Below are 17,033 nucleotides of genomic sequence, written 5' to 3'. Positions count from 1 at the left end.
TATTATTTTTATTTGATAGCTTATTTTGAAGATAGAAATAAAATTCAATTTATGTATTCTGGTGAATTTATAAAGGTTAAATTTAAATTTTGGGGAAGTTCTGTAGAGGCTGTCTTAGATAGATTAGCAACTGCAAGAATAATTGAAAAGGAAGGTAATAAATATATAATTCAGGCAGGAGTATATGGAAAAGGGATATTAATGTGGATAATGAGTCAAATGCAATTTATAGAAGTAATGGAGCCTAAAGAGTTTAGAGAAGAAATAAAAAAATTATAGTAGAAATGAATAAAAACTATAATTAAAAAGGAATATAAACATATATGTAATGAAATATTGGGGTGGTGATATCATATGAATTATGAGAATATGACCAAAGAAGAGCTTATTGAAATTTTAAGATATAAGGAGAGTGTATTAAATAAGTTATATTTAGAAAAAGAAAAGTTAAAATATTATGCAAATACAGATGTTATGACAGGTGTATTAAATAGAAGAGCTGGTCTAAAGCTTTTAAATAAGGAATTTGATTTATCAAAAATAAGTAATGAGAATATTGTTATTTGCTTTGCTGATGTAGATAAGTTAAAGATGATAAATGATACCTTTGGACATAAAGAGGGAGACAAGGTATTAAAATTTGTAGCTAAAACATTAAGGGATAGTATTAGAAAAGATGATTTTATAATTAGAATGGGTGGAGATGAATTTTTAATAGTGTTTCCTAGAACCAGTATAAAAGATGTTGGTAAAATATGTAATAGAATTGATGAAATTTTAGAAGAAATTAATAAAAATAGTTGTGATTATAATTTAAACTTAAGCTATGGATTTTATGAATATAATTCTAAAGTGGATAATAAAATGACTCTTAGTGATTTAATAAAAAGTGCTGATATGGAAATGTATAAGAAAAAAAGAGAAAAGACATAAAGTGAATAAAATTAGTTTAACAATATATTGTAATACTTTTAGATTAAAACAATAATTATTTATGGACAATAAGATATATTAAGACGAATTGAGTTTCTAGATATGATTTTATAAGTAGATTCTAAAAACAAAGAATTATTATAAAAAGTTTTTATTAAAAAATAAGTTTAGATATTGTTATTGTAAAAATTATATAAAATAAGTAGAAGATTTCTATTACATTTGTGATATTTTTCTAAAGCATGTACTTCAATTACAGGTTTGCGTTACACTTCCGTGGTTGATAGAAAAATAAATAAAATATAGAATATAGTTTTCAAAAAGATATTGCCGCATTTATTTTACAATAAAAATCATCTGGTATATTGAGGATTTGTAATGTGGCAATATCTTTTAATATAAATCAATTAGAGATTTAATATATTTGAATTCGATTTGTTACTTTTTTGAAGATGTAATATAATAATATTATTATTAGTGCAAATGATTTGCATTTGCACTATATTAAAATAGATGTAAGGAGATGGGGATATGATAAAAACAAAAATAGATATTTTTTCAGGTTTTTTAGGAGCAGGTAAAACTATGCTTATAAAAAAGCTTATAACGGAAGAACTTAATAAAGAAAAAATTGTTATTATTGAAAATGAATTTGGAGAGGTTGGAATAGATGGTGCTATATTGAAGAAAACCAATATTGAAGTTAAAGAAATAAATGCAGGTTGTATTTGCTGTACGATAGTAAATGATTTTACAAATGCTATAAAAGAGATTACAGAAAAATTTCATCCAGATAGAATAATAATAGAGCCATCTGGTGTCGCAAAGCTTTCGGAAATATTGGATACTTTTAAAAGACAAGAATTAAAGGAAAAAGTATCAGTGAATATAGTTATGACTGTAGTAGATGTATTAAAGTTTGATATGTATATTAAAAACTTTAGTGACTTTTATAAAAATCAAATTGCTAATTCTAAAACTATAATTTTGAGTAGAACTCAGTGTACATCTAATGATAACATATTAAAAGTTACAGAGAATATAAAAAAAATAAATGGTAGTGCAACAATTATAACAACTCCATGGAATGATATGACTGCAATGAATATATTAGAAAGTGCCAATAAAGAAAATGAAAGTATAATTAAAAAACTTAATTTATTAAAAAAACCTACAAATTTTAAAATAAAGAATGTAGATAAAAAGACAAATGAAACATTTCAATTTTGTAGTATAGAAACTCCTAAAGAGTTTTCAAAAGATAAATTGAAAAAAATATTTGATATTTTAGAACAAGATAATTCTTTTGGATACATTCTTCGTGGTAAAGGAATAGTTAAAAATGATTTAGCGGAATGGATACAGTTTAATTATGTTCCTAGAGAATTAACATTTAAAAAATCTCTGCCAGAGTATACTAGTCTAATTTGTATTATAGGTAGCAATTTAAATAAATTAGCTATTAAAGCGTTATTTGCAAAATAAGGATTGATAAAAATGAGAACAAAGTGTGATATTGAAGTTGTTACAGGATTTATAGGATCAGGTAAAACTTCATTTATAAATGGATTAGTTCGATGCACGTTGGTGAAAAGTGAAAAAATAGTTATAATTTCTTGTGAAAAGGGAAATTCAAATATAAGTCAAGATATATTAAAAAATACAAATATAGTTTTTTATGAATGCAACAATAATATAATGGAAAAAGATTATATAAAACAAATTATACAAAAGCATAATCCAAATAGAATTATTATAGAATATAATGGAACAATACTTTTAGATAATATGCTAAGTATTATATATAGCAATGAATTAAAAATGTTATGTAAGATAACTTCTATATTTTTTACTATTGATGCTAAAACCTTTGAAATGTATATAAATAATATGGGAAATTTTCTTATACCATTTATAAAGTTTAGTAATCTTATAGTTATAACAAATGCTAAAGATATTAAGTATTTAGAGTGTGTAAATATGGAGGAAAGGTTAAGAAAAATAAATAATTATGCTCATATTATAACTATAAATAATATGAGTAATATGAATAAAGATTTAGAGAAATATGATTTATTAGATACAGGATTATTAAAACAGATTAGAATATATTTAAAAAATTTCATAAGTGGAATTTAAGGAGGTTTAGGTGATTACTATTAGTAGAAAAACAACTGTAAAAGAGTATAAAATATGTAGAAGTATTTTAATATTAGTATTATGTATTATGATTTTTCAAATTACTACTTTAATGGTAGATAGTAAAATAATATTTTTTGAAAATTTTTGTACCATATTTACTAGCATACTTTTAGAAGGTGTACCATTTATATTAATCGGATCTTTTATATCTTCTTTGATTCAAGTATTTGTATCGGAGGAATTTATAACTAGAATGATTCCTAAAAGTAAATTTTTAGGATTGATATTAGCATCTTTAGTTGGATTGATTTTTCCAGTATGTGAATGTGCTATAGTACCAATAACTAAAAAATTAGTAAAAAAAGGTGTACCATTAGGTATAGCTTTTACATTTATGCTATCAGTTCCTATTGTAAATCCAATTGTAATAATGTCTACATACTATGCTTTTTATAATAAAATTTCTATTTTTATAATAAGATGTGTAGGAGGAGTTTTGGCATCAATATTAATTGGATACATAATTTCATTATCAGAGTGCAAAAAAAATGGAGATATATGTGTAGACAAACCATATGAAAATTCTAATTGTGGGTGCGGATGTAACTCTCAATATAACATGTATACTTATAATTCTAAAATAAAGATAGTATTGAATCATACAATTAGTGAACTTTTTAATATAATAAAATATTTAGCAATAGGGGCATTTTTATCGACAATATTTCAGCTAACAATATCTAAACAGTCTATTGCATTTATAGGAAAAAATCCACTAGTATCAGTAATAGCTATGATGGTTTTGGCGTTTGTTTTGTCTGTTTGCTCTGAGGCGGATGCTTTTATAGCTAGAACATTTTTAAATGAATTTACCATGGGCTCTATTTCATCATTTTTAATTTTAGGACCTATGATTGATATTAAAAATGCCATAATGCTATTTGGAAATTTTAAGAAAAGGATAGTTGTGAAGCTTATTTTTTATATTTTTGGAGTTTGTTATCTAATAGGTATTTTAGTAAATATTTTTGAAAGGTTAGGAGTTATTTAAATGAAGCGTTTTAATACAGAGGAACTTTTGAAGTTTTTAGCACTCCTTGGATTTACGATATACTTTGACTATTTATTATTGACTGATAAGATTAGGATATTTATAAGTCCTAGGATGGTTAAATATACTGTGTTTGCATTAATTATATTTACTATACTTACAATATATCAATTTACTAAAATATTTACTATAAAAAGTCCATTTCCAATTGACAAAAGTTATATAATAATGTTTCTAACTTTATTAATAGGAATTAATGGTATAAAGGTTGGAATGAATGCTAACCTTGGTAATAATAAGGTAGCTTCTGTAAACAAGCCTAAAGCAAATACTCAAAAGACTTCTAGTGATAATAATGTAAATAAGATAAAGGAAGTAGTATTTAGTGATGATAATTATGCTACATTAGTTTTTGATATTCAAAATAATATTAAAAAGTATAAAGGAGTAAATATTAGTATTAATGGATGTGTATATAAAGATTCAACTTTTAAGGACAATGAATTTGCGGTAGGAAGACTTATGATATCCTGTTGTGTAGCAGATGCTGAACTAGTTGGACTTACTTGTGTATATTCTAATGCTAATAATATAAAAGTTAATAGCTGGATTAAGGTTGAAGGAATATTAGAGTATAAAAATAATGTACCTATTGTTAAAGTAAGAAATATAAAAACTATTTCAAAGCCTGAAAATGTATATATATATCCTATGTAGTACTATTATTTGTGTATTATTATAAAATTATACTAGTTTATGATAATATAAATATATAGAATTATTTTATACTACAGGGGGAAAACCGATGATAAAACTAATAGCAACTGATATGGATGGTACTTTGGTTGATAATAAAGGTAAGATAAATGACAAGGTATTTGATTTAATACATGAATTTGATGATAAAAATGTAAAGTTTGTAGCAGCTAGTGGAAGATTTTATTCTCAGCTTAATAATAATTTTAATAAAGTAAATGGAGATATGATTCTTATTGCCCATAATGGTGCAGTTGTAAAATACAATAATAATGGTAAAACTTTATATACAAATGCCATAAAGAAAGAAGATATAGAAAATGTAATGAATTATAAGCTTAGTTTAGATGGATTTGTATTTTTAGGAGGAGAAAGTGATGCTTATGTAATAGATCCATCAGAAGAATTATTACATAAGTTTGCCAAAAGTGAAGTGCCAGTAGTTGTATTAAACTCATTAGAGGATATAAATGTTCCAATATACAAAATAACTTATTACATAGCTGAAGGAGCAAGTGACGAATTTGTAGAAGATCTAAGACAAAATATAAGTGACAATTTGGAGATTGTAGTATCGGGTTATAACTGGGTTGATGTAATGAATAAAGGGGTAGATAAGGGAAGTGCAGTAAGAATACTTCAAGAGAAGTTTCAAGTGGCTCCTAAAAATACAATGGTTTTTGGAGATTACTATAATGACTTATCTATGTTTAAAGTAGCGCATCATAGTTATGCTATGAAAAATGCACCAGAGGATGTAAAGAAAAAGGCTAATTTTATTGCAGATAGCAATGAGAATGATGGGGTATATAAAGTTCTTAATGAATGCATAAAAAAACTTAGATAAAATAAAAAGTAATATAAATTTAAGTATTAAATTTGTATAATAAAATAAATCCTATGGAATAGATATAAAAATTTATTTCATAGGATATTAAATAAACATGTGATTTTATTTATAAGGTTTTAGATAGAAATTTTTATTTCATATATAGCTCTTTAAATTTTAAATATCCTTTTTTTCTAAGTTTACAGGAAGGACATTCTCCGCAGCCATTACCCTTAATTCCATTATAACAAGTTAAAGTTTCGTTTTTTATAATATCGAGTACACCGAAATCATAAGCCATTTTCCAAGTCTCAGCTTTATCAATCCACATTAGTGGGGTATGTAATACAAATTCATAATCCATAGCCAAGTTTAGAGTTACATTTAATGATTTTATAAATACATCTCTACAATCAGGATATCCACTAAAATCACTTTGGGAAACCCCTGTTATTATATGACTAATTCCTCTTTGCTTTGCAAATACAGCTACAAAAGTTAGAAATAGCATATTACGTCCATCAACAAATGAATTTGGCACTCCATCTTCTGGAGCGTTTTTATCAACTTTTATATCAGTTCTTGTTAATGAGTTTGGTGCTAATTGATTCAATAATCCTAAATCTAAAATGTGGTGTTCTATATTATATTTTGAGCATATTTCTTTAGCACATTCTAGTTCTAATTTGTGTTTTTGATTATAATCAAAGGATACAGCTATGACTTCTTTAAATCTTTTTTTTGTCCAAAATAAACAGGTAGTGCTATCTTGACCACCACTAAATACTACGATTGCTTTTTCGTTATTAATTGACATTTATTAAACACCTCTTTTATTAGGATCCCAAATAATTTTGTGCAGTTGCATTTGGAGGGTAACTCCATTTAATTTGTTTTCCTTCATAAATTCTACTATTGAATTCATTTCTATTTCACCATATACGGGACTAATATAAATGTTGGTTTTATCTATAAGGTTGTATTTATATATTATAGATTTCAGTTTTTGTAAATCATTTTTATTAGCCACTACAAATTTAATGACATCTTTTTTAGTTAAATAATTAAAGTTATCAGTAATCATATGATTTTCCATGTTGCTATAAGGAAGTTTGTAATCCATTGTAAACTTAGGAGGGTTATTTTTAATTGAAGTGAAATCTTTTAATGGAATACTTCCGTTAGTTTCTATTTCTATATTTAGATTTTCATCACTACATAGAAGTTTTAGTAGCGTTAGTATTCCTTCTTGAAGTAGGGGTTCGCCTCCAGTTAAGGTTACATTTTTAATTTCTGTTAGTTTTATATATTCATATATTTCTTTTTCCGTCATAATAGAGTAGGGGGCCTTTTCTTCATTTGCCCACTTTGTATCGCAGTAACTACAATTTAAATTGCAACCTGCAAATCGTATAAATACTGATAATTGTCCAGAAGATTTTCCTTCGCCGTTAATACTTATAAATTTTTCTACTACTTTATAATTCATTTATTTCACCTCATCTTTGGAATGTAGCACAGTTATTTGGTGTTTCATAAATTGTAGATTTTCTTACGTTATATCCTTTTTGTTCCATAAGATTAAAAAAATGATGAGCAAGATTTTCAGCTGTAGGTCTAAATTCAACCTCAATAATCCTAAAACCATCATTTTTTAAATTGTCTAGAGCTTCTAACTTCATAGAATTTTGTTCTATTATTAAAGAGTGATCATAAAAATCCACTATAGACTTTAAATCTTTTTTAAAATCTCCAAAGTCAACTATCATGCCTTTAAGTTTACCAGTAGGATTTAAAGTTTCAGATTGTATTTCTATTTCAACTGTCCATCTATGACCATGTATGTTACTGCACTTTCCATCATACTCTGAGAGAAAGTGGGCGCTATCAAAACTTTGTTTTGTTTTTAAAATATACATAATAATAATCTCCTTTATAAAAAGTTTTCGCCATAATAACAACATCCTATGGCACCGTTAAATTGAGGATTATTTAAAGAAATAGTCTTGTTATAATCATTTTGTAAATATTTTTTAATTGATGAGTTTTGGGATACTCCCCCTGTTAAAATAAGTGTTTTGTCTTTAAAGTTACTTAACATGGGTTTTAGTTTTTTATAGAGGGAATAGTTAACACTAGCACATAGTCTTTCAGTGTTTATTCCTTCAGCAATTTTTCCTATTAACTCAGATTCTGAAAATACGGCACAAGTTGAGTTTAGTTCCACTGGATTTTCAAAGTAATTGCTCATGTAGTCAAGGGAAACCTCAAGGATATTTGCCATGTTTTCTAGATATCTACCACAGGAAGCGGCACATTTATCGTTAAGCTCTAAATCTGTTATAAATCCTTTTTCAACTTTTACTACTTTGACATCTTGTCCACCAATATCTAAAAGAGTAAAGTCTTTTAGATTAGTTTCATAAAATGCACCGTATACATGGGCTTTTATTTCATTGATAGGGTGGAATATATTTAAGTTTGTATTATTTCTGCCATATCCTGTGGATACAAATTTATCTACATTTTTTATATTTAGTTTTTCTAAATCTACTAATATTTTTCCGTTATATGTGCAGTAATCTCTATAAAAGGACATGGTACTTATCTTTTGTGCATGAACTATGCTGTGATTTTCCATTAGCACTATTTTTACTTCACGACTTCCAAGGTCAATTCCAAGTGTTTTCATTTATTTTCTCCTTTTTAAATCAAGTAACATATCCATAAAAGCTTCTAATCTTAATTTTGTTCTAGAATCTAAAACATTTAGTTTATCACCTTGAACATTTAAAATAGGTATGTCCAAATTTTCTTTTAGGATAATATCTTCAATAGCTCTATGGCAAAATGATTGAGTGTAGTGGATAAGTCCATCTAACTTTCTCATTTTTATTTGTTTTTTTATTTCTTTAATTCTAAAGTTATTGTCATAAGGATATGTATAGTCATAATATTGTTCGTATATATTCTCACATATGTCAGCTCGTGGAAATGCAAATTCTCTTTGAACTTCGTTATATATAATTTGTCCATTAAATTTTTCAACAAAAGAATATAGATCAGAAGTCATAGGAGGAACTCCTATATACCCAAGTTTAAGTAGGGGAGGATTTGAATTTCTTTTTTTTATATCTGAAATTCCGTTTTTGAGAGTTATTTTGAAATCATCAGGATTACCATTAAAATCGCTTAAACTTACTTGGTATAGATGATTTTCAAATCCTGTTGCTTTGTAATCAATATAAGTTAGCTTGTCTATTGTTTTAGAAAGATTTCTAATTGAGTTTAGTTTTTTTCGAGTTTTCTCTACTTCATTAATTTCAACATTAAATAAATTCATGAATTTATCTATTTCTGTTTTAACATCATTTAAGGTATGGTTATGAGGAAATGAGAAAGGGTGTACCTTAATTCCTTTCATAGATAATACTTCAGTTAGAATTTTAGTGTTTGAACAATCACCTTCAACAACACCTATGATTTCTTCTATTTCTTCACTTATACAAACTCCATAAATTCCTTTAATCCAAGAACAAATATTTTTTGGAAATCCATCTTTTTCAGCAATATCAATGTATTTTAAATAATCATATGAAGTTATAAAGATGTTATTAAGATCAACAGGTATGTATTTTGCTGTAAGTAAAATTTCAATAGGGACTGTTGTTGTTAATCCTATTTTCTTCATTGTTTTCTCCTTTCGTTTTAATGTCATACATGACATAGTTAAAAAAGGACATTAAAAAAAGGGCATAGCTGCCCTATAAACAAAAAACTACCTAAGACGGTAGTTTAATAAAGTCCTAGTTTTGTTTATAGACAGGATGGTTACGAACTGTCTTATATTATTATTGAATAATTTATACTTTTTATGATAAATAAGTATATCATATATACTTATTTATTGCAATTCTTCAAAAACAAGGGATAGGGTATTTATAGCTAAATCAATGTCATCTTTAGAAACGTTAAGAGGTGGAAGAAGTCGTATTACATTATCATTAGCGCTTATTACTAAAAGTTTTTTATTAAAACAAGAATCAACTATTTTATTGCAATTAATGTTAACTTTAATTCCAAGAAGTAGACCTTTGCCTCTAATTTCTTCTATAATTTTATAATTATCTTTAAGTAAAGATAATTTTTGTATTAAGTAATTACTTTTCTTTGGAATTTCATCTATAATGTGATTTTCAGTCAATTCTTTTAATACTGTTAATGCTACGGTACAAGCCAGTGGATTTCCTCCAAAGGTGTTTCCATGATCACCTGGCTTAAAGGCATTAGCAAATTTATTTTTAGCAATAATTGCACCTATGGGAAATCCTCCTCCTAATCCTTTAGCCATACAAACAACATCAGGTATTACATCAAAGTTCTTGTATGCAAAAAGTTTACCTGTACGGCCTATGCCGCATTGTACTTCGTCGAATATTAATACACTATTAAATTTATCACAAAGTTTTCTTGCTTCTTTTAAAAAATCTTTATTGGATACTTTTATTCCACCTTCTCCTTGAATTGGTTCTATTATGACTCCACATACTTCATCATTCATTTTATCTTTTAATTCGTCTATATTATTAAATTCCACTGTCTTTATTCTATCTATTAGTGGATAAAAAGGTGTTTTGTAATTTTCATTATAGGTTATTGAAAGGGCACCTAAAGTTCTTCCATGAAAAGAGTTTTTCATATGAATTATTACATTTTTATTTTTATTTATTAAGCTACCATATTTTCTAGCAAGTTTTATAGCAGCTTCACAAGCTTCAGTTCCACTATTGCAGAAAAATGCTTTATCGTGATCACTTAATTTGCACAATTTTTCTGCAAGAGATATGGTTTGTTCATTCCAATAGTAATTTGAGATATGCATAAGTTTTTCACATTGATTTTTTATAGTGGATATTATAGAAGCATTGCTATGTCCTAAACAATTTACAGCTATACCAGATACAAAATCTAAATATTCCTCTCCATTAACATCATATAATTTGCTACCTATGCCTTTTTTAAATATTACATCTTTTCTATTGTAAGTATTCATTAAATTGCTTTTTGGCATTTTAAATCATCTCCTTTAACAATTTTAGTTCCACATTTATTAAAAAGTGCATTGTATATGCAATGACTTCTATTACCATTTATCAATTGAACACTTTTGGTGCCATGTTCTATGGAATGACTGCAACACTGAAGTTTAGGAATCATACCATTGTTTACAATACCATTTTTTATATACTTTTTTATTGAAGTTAAGTTTATATTTTCAATTAGAGAACTTGAATCATTTATATTTTTATATATACCATCAACGTCAGTTAATATTATTAGTCTATTTGCATTTAATGCTGAACTTATGGAAGACGCAGCATAATCGGCATTTATATTATACCTATTTCCATTTATATCAGTACCAATAGGAGAAATTATAGGTATAATTCCTAAATTCATAATATTAATTAATAGATCTGTATTTACTTTATAAATTTCTCCTACATATCCTAAATCTTTTTTTATTTCATTTACAAAAGTATATTTTTTTTTGCACAATAATAAGTTATTATCTACACCACTTAAACCAATAGAATTTATACCTTCTTTTGAGAGAGTTGATACTAACTGTTTATTTATTTTACCTGATAAAACCATCTCAACTATTTCTATTGTAGTGCTGTCAGTAACCCTTAGTCCGTTTATAAATTTATTATTAATTTGTAATTTTTTTAGCCATTTAGAAATTTCATTGCCACCACCGTGAATAATTATTATATTTGCCCCACACTTTTTTAAAGTTTTCAAATCTTCTATAAAACTTTTATTATTTTTAAGAGTATGAAATATACTTCCACCATATTTTATAACTATGATTTTATTTTTTAGACTTTCCAGTTGAAACATCCCCCTTCCAATTTTGAATAATTATACTATAAATGTAATAAAGATTCAATGAAAATTATAGAAAATATACATAAAAATTAAAATACTTGAATAATTATGCTTAAACGTGTATAATTTCAGTATATTATTAAAGGAGGCGCTTTAAATGATAAAAGTGGGGATTATAGGTTCTACAGGATATATAGGTCAGCAACTTGTATGGCTTTTAAAAATTCATCCAAATGTAGAAATAGTATTTTTAAGTTCGTATAATTATGCAGGATATTCCTTCAATTCTGTATATAATAATTACAAAGGATTTGTTGAAACAACTTGTATAAATATAAAAGAGGTGAAAACCAGACTTAAAGATGTAGATATTGTATTTATGGCTTTGCCTCATGGAAAATCTTTTGAAATGGTAAAGTATTCTTTGAATTTAGGGATAAAAGTTATAGATTTAAGTGGGGATTTTAGATTAAAAGATTCTAAAGAATATGAAAAATGGTATAAAATTGAGCATCCTTTAAAAGAAGTTCTTAAATATTCAGTATATGGATTACCTGAATTATTTAGAAAAGATATAAAAAAAGCTTCGTTAATTTGTAATCCAGGATGTTATGCTACTGCAAGCATATTAGCTTTGGCTCCATTGATTAAATTAGACTTAGTAGAAAAAGGTTCTATAATAGTAGATGCAAAATCAGGAGTTTCAGGAGCAGGAAGAGCATTAAAAACTCAATCATTATACTGTGAATGCAATGAAACTATGAAGGCCTATGGAATTGGAAATCATAGGCATACTCCGGAAATAGAACAAGAACTTTCAAGGTTTTGTAAAGAAGATATAAAACTTACATTTACTCCTCATTTAGTACCTATAAATAGGGGAATATTTGCTACCTGTTATGCAACTTTAAAAAAAGATTTAAACAAAGTACAGTTAGAAGAGGCATATGAAAAGTTCTATGAAAATGATTATTTTATAAAAGTGATGAAAGAACTGGTTGAAGTAAAGTGGATAAAGAATTCTAACTTTTGTAATATGAATGTGAATATTGATGAAAGAACTAATAAGGTTATAGTGTCTTCAGTTATAGATAATTTAATGAAAGGGGCAGCTAGTCAAGCTGTACAAAATATGAATATATTATTTGGAATAGATGAGAAAACCGGATTAAATATTCCATCTATGATGATATAGTAAATAAAAAAAGGGGTGCTTTAAATGAAAATATTAGAAAATAAAAATTTAACTGATGTTCCTTACTTTAAGGCTACTGGGGTAAGTTGTGGTCTCAAAAAAAATTCTAAAAAAGATATATGCTTAATATATAGTGAAAAACCAGCGGTGTCAGCAGCTACATTTACTAAAAATAAAATGAAAGCAGCGCCAATTATAGTAGATATGGAAAAGATAACTTTTGAAAATACGCAAGCTATAATTGTAAATAGTGGATATGCAAATGCTTGTACTGGAAAACAAGGTTTAGAAAATGCAAATAATATGTGTGAAATTACAGCTAAGTATTTAAATTTGTGTAAAAATGATGTATTGGTATGTTCCACGGGTGTAATTGGAGAACAACTTCCTATGAAAAATATAGAAAATGGGATAAAAAATGCATGTGATTCATTAGAATATGGAAATGCAAATGATGCTGCTGAAGCTATAAAGACAACAGATACTTATATTAAAAAACTTACTTTGGAAGTAGAGATAGATAATAAAAAAGTACTAATTAGTGCTATTGCAAAAGGTTCGGGTATGATACATCCCAATATGGGAACTATGCTAAGCTTTATAGTTACTGATGCGAGTATATCTAAAAAAATGCTTAGTAAAGCTTTAAAGGAATCTGTAGAAGATTCATATAACATGATTTCCGTAGATGGAGATACTAGTACAAATGACTCGGTTATAATATTAGCTAATGGAGCTGCAAATAATAATAAAATAAGTAATGAGAGTGAAGATTATATTAAGTTTAAAAATGCTTTAGACTTTTTAAATAAGGAAATTGCAAAAATGATTGCAAAAGATGGAGAGGGGGCTACAAAATTATTAGAGTGTACTATATTGAATTCCAGAACATTGAAGGATGCTAAAAAATGTGCTAAATCGGTGATCAAATCTAGTTTGGTTAAGTCGGCTATATATGGTAATGATGCCAATTGGGGAAGGATTTTGTGTGCTATAGGATATTCAGAAGCTGATTTTAATATAAATAATATAGATGTATCTATAAAAAATTCAAAGCAATATTTGGAAATAGTTAAAGGAAGTGTTGGGGTAGAATTTAATGAAAATTTAGCTAAAGATATTATAGATAGTGAATATGTAAATATAACTATAGATTTGCATGATGGCAGCTTTTCAGCTACATCTTGGGGATGTGATTTAACATATAATTATATTAAAATAAATGCATCATATAGATCTTAAAAATATACTTTAAAGAAATATAAAAATTCGATATATTAGGGATATATAGAAAAATAAAGAAAATTTCCAGGAATAGTAACTGGAAAATTTAAAATAAATATTTTATAATTTTATTAGATATCCTATTAACTTACTAAAGTATAAAATATAGGGATAAATATAAAGTTTGGAGGTACATATGAAGAAAAAAGTTTTAGCTGGATTAATTATGGCAGGTATGATGAGTATTCCAAATGTCGTACAAGCTACCGAAAGAATCAATGTAAATAGACTTTATAGACAAGACATATGCAGAACTTACAACTATGTAGGAGAGGATTTTTATAGTATTCTTTGCAAAAATTTAAATGGACAAAATAGGACATGCAGTTTAATGGTAATAAATACATACGATATAGTAAAATTATTAAATAAACCGTTTATGTTTAATAATACAAATACATGTGTATCAAATTATGTTGTATATCCTTATACTTCTATGAACATGAAAGAAAATATATTTAAATATAATGATATAACTAAAAAAGCAAATTTAGAAATATCAAAAAATAACAACAAAGATGTAAAAGAAAATAGTGAAATAGAAGTTAAAAATCAAGACAAGCCACAAGTTAATAATGAAGCTACTGAAAACAAAGCAATGGTAAGTAATTCAAATTTAAATAAAGAAGAGAACAAGAATGAATCTTTAAAACCAGAAGTTAAATCGGAAGTTAAACCTGAAGTTAAAAAAGAAACTACATTAAATAAGAAAGAAGAAGGAAAATTAACTGCAGCTTACAAAAAAGCAGTTAATGAAAAAATGGTTCAACTAGTTAATGAACTTAGAGCATCAAAAGGTGCAGCGCCACTTAAAAGTATAGAAGTATTAAATAATTTAGCTGAAAAACGTTCAGAGTATATGGCAAAGACAGGAGAATTTTCTCACAATGATAGAAATGGTAACTTCATATTTAAAGATGATTTAAATAGAGTTAATTATACATGGAACTTTGTTGGAGAAAATATAGCACAAAATTATTATTCAGAAGATCCAAATAAATTAGCTGAAGCATTATTTAATCAATGGAAAAACTCACCTGGACATTATGCAAATATGATAAAACAAGACTTTAATCAAATAGGATTTGGAATAGGCATATCAAATGATGGTAAATTATATGCTACACAAGGTTTTGTAGGGGTAAGATAGTAAAAAGCATCGGAGAAAATCCGATGCTTTTTACTTCTATAGAAGTTTTTCAATTTCAGGAATAATTTCAGATGGTTCTGTGGTAGGTTCAAATCTACCAACTACATTTCCTTCTTTATCTATTAGAAATTTTGTAAAGTTCCATTTGATAGAGTTTCCTTCTAAGTATTTAGGAAAGTTTTCTTTTAAAAAATTATTTAAAGTATTTCCATTAGGATGATTTAAATTAAATCCTTTAAAGGGAAGGGATTCGCTTAAGTGTTTAAATAATGGGTGAGCAGAATCACCGCGAACATCTATTTTTGCAAATAGTGGGAAAGTAACTCCATAATTTAACTCACAAAATTTCTTAACTTCAGAGTTACTACCAGGTTCTTGTTCTGCAAATTGATTGCATGGAAATCCTAATATTTCAAACCCTTTTGAATTAAATTTTTTATATAATTCTTCTAAATCTTTATATTGAGGAGTAAATCCACATTTACTAGCAGTATTTACAATAAGTAATACTTTTCCTTTGTACTTTTCTAAAGGGATTTCTTGGCCCTCTATAGTTTTTACTTTAAAATCGTATATTGACATACTTAAAATCTCCTTTCAAATTATAAGTTAAGAAGAGAATCTAATTTTTCTTTTTCAAATCCTATAATGACATTTCCATCTACATTTATTACAGGAACTGAGCTTTGATTTGTAAGAGATATCATTTCTTCTCTGCCGTCTACATTTTCTTGGACGTTTATATCTTCAAATTCTATATTTTTAGAATTAAGATACTTTTTTACTTTTACACACCATGGACAATCGGGAATTGAATAAACTTTTACCATTTTAAATCACTTCTCCTTTGTATTTATAAACTTTTCGGCCATAAGAGCAGCTACAGTTCCATCGGCCGTTGCGGTAGTTAATTGTCTAAATGATTTGGAACGAACATCTCCAGCTGCAAATACACCATCTATATTAGTTTTTGTTGTTTCGTCTGCTAATATGTTTCCAAATTCATCAAGTGTTATATAATCTTTAAATAAGTCTGTTCTTGGAATAAATCCTATATAAACAAAAATTCCATCTACGGAGAGTTCAGTTTCTTGTTTTGTTTTAATATTTTCAATAGAGATTTTGGATATATGGTTGTCACCTATAGCATGTTTTATTTCGCTATTCCAAAGTATATTTACCTTTGGATTTTTAAATACTTCATCTTGAACTTTCTTTTCAGCTTGAAAATAATCTAGCTGATGGACTATTGTAATTTTTTCAGCATATTTAGAAAGAAAGTTTACTGCAAGTAGAGCAGAATTACCTCCACCTACTACTGCGATATGTTTTCCATCATACATATGTCCATCGCAAAGTTCACAGTAGTGTATTCCTTTACCGTGAAATTTTTTCTCTTCTGGTATGGGAAGTTCACGTCTTTTAGCTCCTGATGCTATAATAACGACTTTAGCATTGTATATATGATCTTCAGTTTCTACTGTTTTTGTGGAATTTGAAAGTTTTATAGATATAATTTTGTCAAATTCATCTATAATAGCACCGGAGGCAATAGCTTGTTCCTCCATTTTTTTAGTAAGGTCAACACCACTTATATTTATAAAACCAGGATAGTTTTCGATTGTATAAGCATCTCTTATTTGACCCCCCATAATTTCATCTTCTAATACAAGTGTCTTTAGTTTTAGGCGTGACGTATATATAGCAGCAGTTAATCCAGCGGGGCCTGCTCCAATAATTAAAATATCAATATTTTTATTTTCTTTTTCCATGGTATATCACCTCGATTTTTTCTTTA

The 17,033-nt window shown here is 26.8% G+C and carries 20 protein-coding genes; 10 read left to right on the top strand and 10 right to left on the bottom strand.

The annotated features are described in order from the left end of the window. Positions 1-12: 12 nt before the first annotated feature. The 7 genes from NT01CX_RS07490 to NT01CX_RS07460 all read left to right on the top strand — a co-directional run bounded on the left by NT01CX_RS07490 (position 13) and on the right by NT01CX_RS07460 (position 5,729). Positions 13-279, top strand: a complete 267-nt coding sequence (locus NT01CX_RS07490; protein WP_011722460.1) for a WYL domain-containing protein — start codon at positions 13-15, stop codon at positions 277-279. A 75-nt stretch (positions 280-354) separates the two neighbouring features. Continuing rightward, positions 355-933 (top strand): GGDEF domain-containing protein, encoded by a 579-nt coding sequence (locus tag NT01CX_RS07485; RefSeq protein WP_011722459.1) that lies wholly within the window; start codon positions 355-357, stop codon positions 931-933. Between the two features lie 531 nt (positions 934-1,464). Continuing rightward, positions 1,465-2,418 (top strand): CobW family GTP-binding protein, encoded by a 954-nt coding sequence (locus NT01CX_RS07480; protein WP_011722458.1) that lies wholly within the window; start codon positions 1,465-1,467, stop codon positions 2,416-2,418. Between the two features lie 12 nt (positions 2,419-2,430). After that, positions 2,431-3,072: a GTP-binding protein gene (locus tag NT01CX_RS07475; RefSeq protein ID WP_011722457.1), complete on the top strand. Its 642-nt coding sequence runs from the start codon at positions 2,431-2,433 to the stop codon at positions 3,070-3,072. A 10-nt stretch (positions 3,073-3,082) separates the two neighbouring features. Beyond that, on the top strand, positions 3,083-4,126 hold the full coding sequence (locus NT01CX_RS07470; RefSeq protein ID WP_011722456.1) for a permease: 1,044 nt from the start codon (positions 3,083-3,085) through the stop codon (positions 4,124-4,126). Beyond that, a complete protein-coding gene (locus tag NT01CX_RS07465) occupies positions 4,127-4,843 on the top strand; it encodes a TIGR03943 family putative permease subunit (protein ID WP_011722455.1) in 717 nt (238 codons plus the stop codon). It abuts the gene before it with no gap. Positions 4,844-4,931: 88 nt separating this feature from the next. Further along, the gene (locus tag NT01CX_RS07460; protein WP_011722454.1) at positions 4,932-5,729 is read left to right on the top strand and encodes a Cof-type HAD-IIB family hydrolase; all 798 of its coding nucleotides are present in this window, start codon (positions 4,932-4,934) and stop codon (positions 5,727-5,729) included. A gap of 133 nt (positions 5,730-5,862) precedes the next feature. Here the strand turns inward: NT01CX_RS07460 and queC are convergent, their stop codons facing one another. From queC to argB, 7 genes are all read right to left on the bottom strand, one after another. Then, complete coding sequence (gene queC, locus NT01CX_RS07455; protein ID WP_011722453.1) at positions 5,863-6,528, bottom strand: 7-cyano-7-deazaguanine synthase QueC; 666 nt, start codon at positions 6,526-6,528, stop codon at positions 5,863-5,865. A 3-nt stretch (positions 6,529-6,531) separates the two neighbouring features. Further along, a complete protein-coding gene (queE, locus tag NT01CX_RS07450) occupies positions 6,532-7,200 on the bottom strand; it encodes a putative 7-carboxy-7-deazaguanine synthase QueE (protein ID WP_011722452.1) in 669 nt (222 codons plus the stop codon). Between the two features lie 10 nt (positions 7,201-7,210). After that, positions 7,211-7,630: a 6-carboxytetrahydropterin synthase QueD gene (gene queD / locus NT01CX_RS07445; protein ID WP_011722451.1), complete on the bottom strand. Its 420-nt coding sequence runs from the start codon at positions 7,628-7,630 to the stop codon at positions 7,211-7,213. 14 nt (positions 7,631-7,644) lie between these two features. Continuing rightward, on the bottom strand, positions 7,645-8,403 hold the full coding sequence (locus tag NT01CX_RS07440; protein ID WP_011722450.1) for an acyl-CoA dehydratase activase: 759 nt from the start codon (positions 8,401-8,403) through the stop codon (positions 7,645-7,647). Then, on the bottom strand, positions 8,404-9,402 hold the full coding sequence (locus tag NT01CX_RS07435; protein ID WP_011722449.1) for a 2-hydroxyacyl-CoA dehydratase family protein: 999 nt from the start codon (positions 9,400-9,402) through the stop codon (positions 8,404-8,406). It abuts the gene before it with no gap. A 213-nt stretch (positions 9,403-9,615) separates the two neighbouring features. Beyond that, positions 9,616-10,782 carry an aspartate aminotransferase family protein gene (locus NT01CX_RS07430; protein WP_011722448.1) on the bottom strand — a complete coding sequence of 389 codons (1,167 nt, stop codon included), beginning with the start codon at positions 10,780-10,782 and terminating at the stop codon, positions 9,616-9,618. Beyond that, positions 10,764-11,618, bottom strand: coding sequence for an acetylglutamate kinase (gene argB, locus NT01CX_RS07425; RefSeq protein ID WP_011722447.1), 855 nt, complete (start codon positions 11,616-11,618; stop codon positions 10,764-10,766). Before argB ends, NT01CX_RS07430 begins: the two co-directional genes overlap by 19 nt. Positions 11,619-11,763: 145 nt before the next feature. Between argB and argC the strand changes: the two genes are divergently transcribed. From argC to NT01CX_RS12165, 3 genes are all read left to right on the top strand, one after another. After that, the gene (argC, locus tag NT01CX_RS07420) at positions 11,764-12,801 is read left to right on the top strand and encodes an N-acetyl-gamma-glutamyl-phosphate reductase (RefSeq protein ID WP_011722446.1); all 1,038 of its coding nucleotides are present in this window, start codon (positions 11,764-11,766) and stop codon (positions 12,799-12,801) included. A 24-nt stretch (positions 12,802-12,825) separates the two neighbouring features. After that, positions 12,826-14,043, top strand: coding sequence for a bifunctional glutamate N-acetyltransferase/amino-acid acetyltransferase ArgJ (argJ, locus tag NT01CX_RS07415; protein ID WP_011722445.1), 1,218 nt, complete (start codon positions 12,826-12,828; stop codon positions 14,041-14,043). A gap of 178 nt (positions 14,044-14,221) precedes the next feature. Further along, positions 14,222-15,235: a CAP domain-containing protein gene (locus NT01CX_RS12165; protein WP_011722444.1), complete on the top strand. Its 1,014-nt coding sequence runs from the start codon at positions 14,222-14,224 to the stop codon at positions 15,233-15,235. A 36-nt stretch (positions 15,236-15,271) separates the two neighbouring features. On the opposite strand, the gene NT01CX_RS07405 is transcribed toward NT01CX_RS12165, so the two are convergent. Genes NT01CX_RS07405 through trxB form a run of 3 tightly spaced genes read right to left on the bottom strand, consistent with a single transcriptional unit; the run spans position 15,272 to position 17,007 of the window. Then, entirely contained in the window at positions 15,272-15,817 is a 546-nt protein-coding gene (locus NT01CX_RS07405) for a glutathione peroxidase (RefSeq protein WP_011722443.1), read from the bottom strand. Positions 15,818-15,837: 20 nt separating this feature from the next. Further along, complete coding sequence (locus NT01CX_RS07400; RefSeq protein ID WP_011722442.1) at positions 15,838-16,065, bottom strand: glutaredoxin domain-containing protein; 228 nt, start codon at positions 16,063-16,065, stop codon at positions 15,838-15,840. A 6-nt stretch (positions 16,066-16,071) separates the two neighbouring features. Then, positions 16,072-17,007: a thioredoxin-disulfide reductase gene (gene trxB / locus NT01CX_RS07395; protein ID WP_011722441.1), complete on the bottom strand. Its 936-nt coding sequence runs from the start codon at positions 17,005-17,007 to the stop codon at positions 16,072-16,074. Positions 17,008-17,033: the final 26 nt, after the last annotated feature.

Origin of the sequence: Clostridium novyi NT, assembly GCF_000014125.1 — a bacterium.
GTDB lineage: Bacteria > Bacillota > Clostridia > Clostridiales > Clostridiaceae > Clostridium_H > Clostridium_H novyi.
This window is presented reverse-complemented; position numbering and strand designations above follow the sequence as displayed.

Bases quoted from the DNA above. Each gene is read 5' to 3' on its own strand.
- NT01CX_RS07485 (WP_011722459.1), top strand. From the start codon at position 355: ATGAATTATGAGAATATGACCAAAGAAGAGCTTATTGAAATTTTAAGA.
- NT01CX_RS07480 (WP_011722458.1), top strand. From the start codon at position 1,465: ATGATAAAAACAAAAATAGATATTTTTTCAGGTTTTTTAGGAGCAGGT.
- NT01CX_RS07475 (WP_011722457.1), top strand. From the start codon at position 2,431: ATGAGAACAAAGTGTGATATTGAAGTTGTTACAGGATTTATAGGATCA.
- NT01CX_RS07465 (WP_011722455.1), top strand. From the start codon at position 4,127: ATGAAGCGTTTTAATACAGAGGAACTTTTGAAGTTTTTAGCACTCCTT.
- NT01CX_RS07460 (WP_011722454.1), top strand. From the start codon at position 4,932: ATGATAAAACTAATAGCAACTGATATGGATGGTACTTTGGTTGATAAT.
- queC (WP_011722453.1), bottom strand. From the start codon at position 6,528: ATGTCAATTAATAACGAAAAAGCAATCGTAGTATTTAGTGGTGGTCAA.
- queE (WP_011722452.1), bottom strand. From the start codon at position 7,200: ATGAATTATAAAGTAGTAGAAAAATTTATAAGTATTAACGGCGAAGGA.
- queD (WP_011722451.1), bottom strand. From the start codon at position 7,630: ATGTATATTTTAAAAACAAAACAAAGTTTTGATAGCGCCCACTTTCTC.
- NT01CX_RS07440 (WP_011722450.1), bottom strand. From the start codon at position 8,403: ATGAAAACACTTGGAATTGACCTTGGAAGTCGTGAAGTAAAAATAGTG.
- NT01CX_RS07435 (WP_011722449.1), bottom strand. From the start codon at position 9,402: ATGAAGAAAATAGGATTAACAACAACAGTCCCTATTGAAATTTTACTT.
- NT01CX_RS07430 (WP_011722448.1), bottom strand. From the start codon at position 10,782: ATGCCAAAAAGCAATTTAATGAATACTTACAATAGAAAAGATGTAATA.
- argB (WP_011722447.1), bottom strand. From the start codon at position 11,618: ATGTTTCAACTGGAAAGTCTAAAAAATAAAATCATAGTTATAAAATAT.
- argC (WP_011722446.1), top strand. From the start codon at position 11,764: ATGATAAAAGTGGGGATTATAGGTTCTACAGGATATATAGGTCAGCAA.
- argJ (WP_011722445.1), top strand. From the start codon at position 12,826: ATGAAAATATTAGAAAATAAAAATTTAACTGATGTTCCTTACTTTAAG.
- NT01CX_RS12165 (WP_011722444.1), top strand. From the start codon at position 14,222: ATGAAGAAAAAAGTTTTAGCTGGATTAATTATGGCAGGTATGATGAGT.
- NT01CX_RS07405 (WP_011722443.1), bottom strand. From the start codon at position 15,817: ATGTCAATATACGATTTTAAAGTAAAAACTATAGAGGGCCAAGAAATC.
- NT01CX_RS07400 (WP_011722442.1), bottom strand. From the start codon at position 16,065: ATGGTAAAAGTTTATTCAATTCCCGATTGTCCATGGTGTGTAAAAGTA.
- trxB (WP_011722441.1), bottom strand. From the start codon at position 17,007: ATGGAAAAAGAAAATAAAAATATTGATATTTTAATTATTGGAGCAGGC.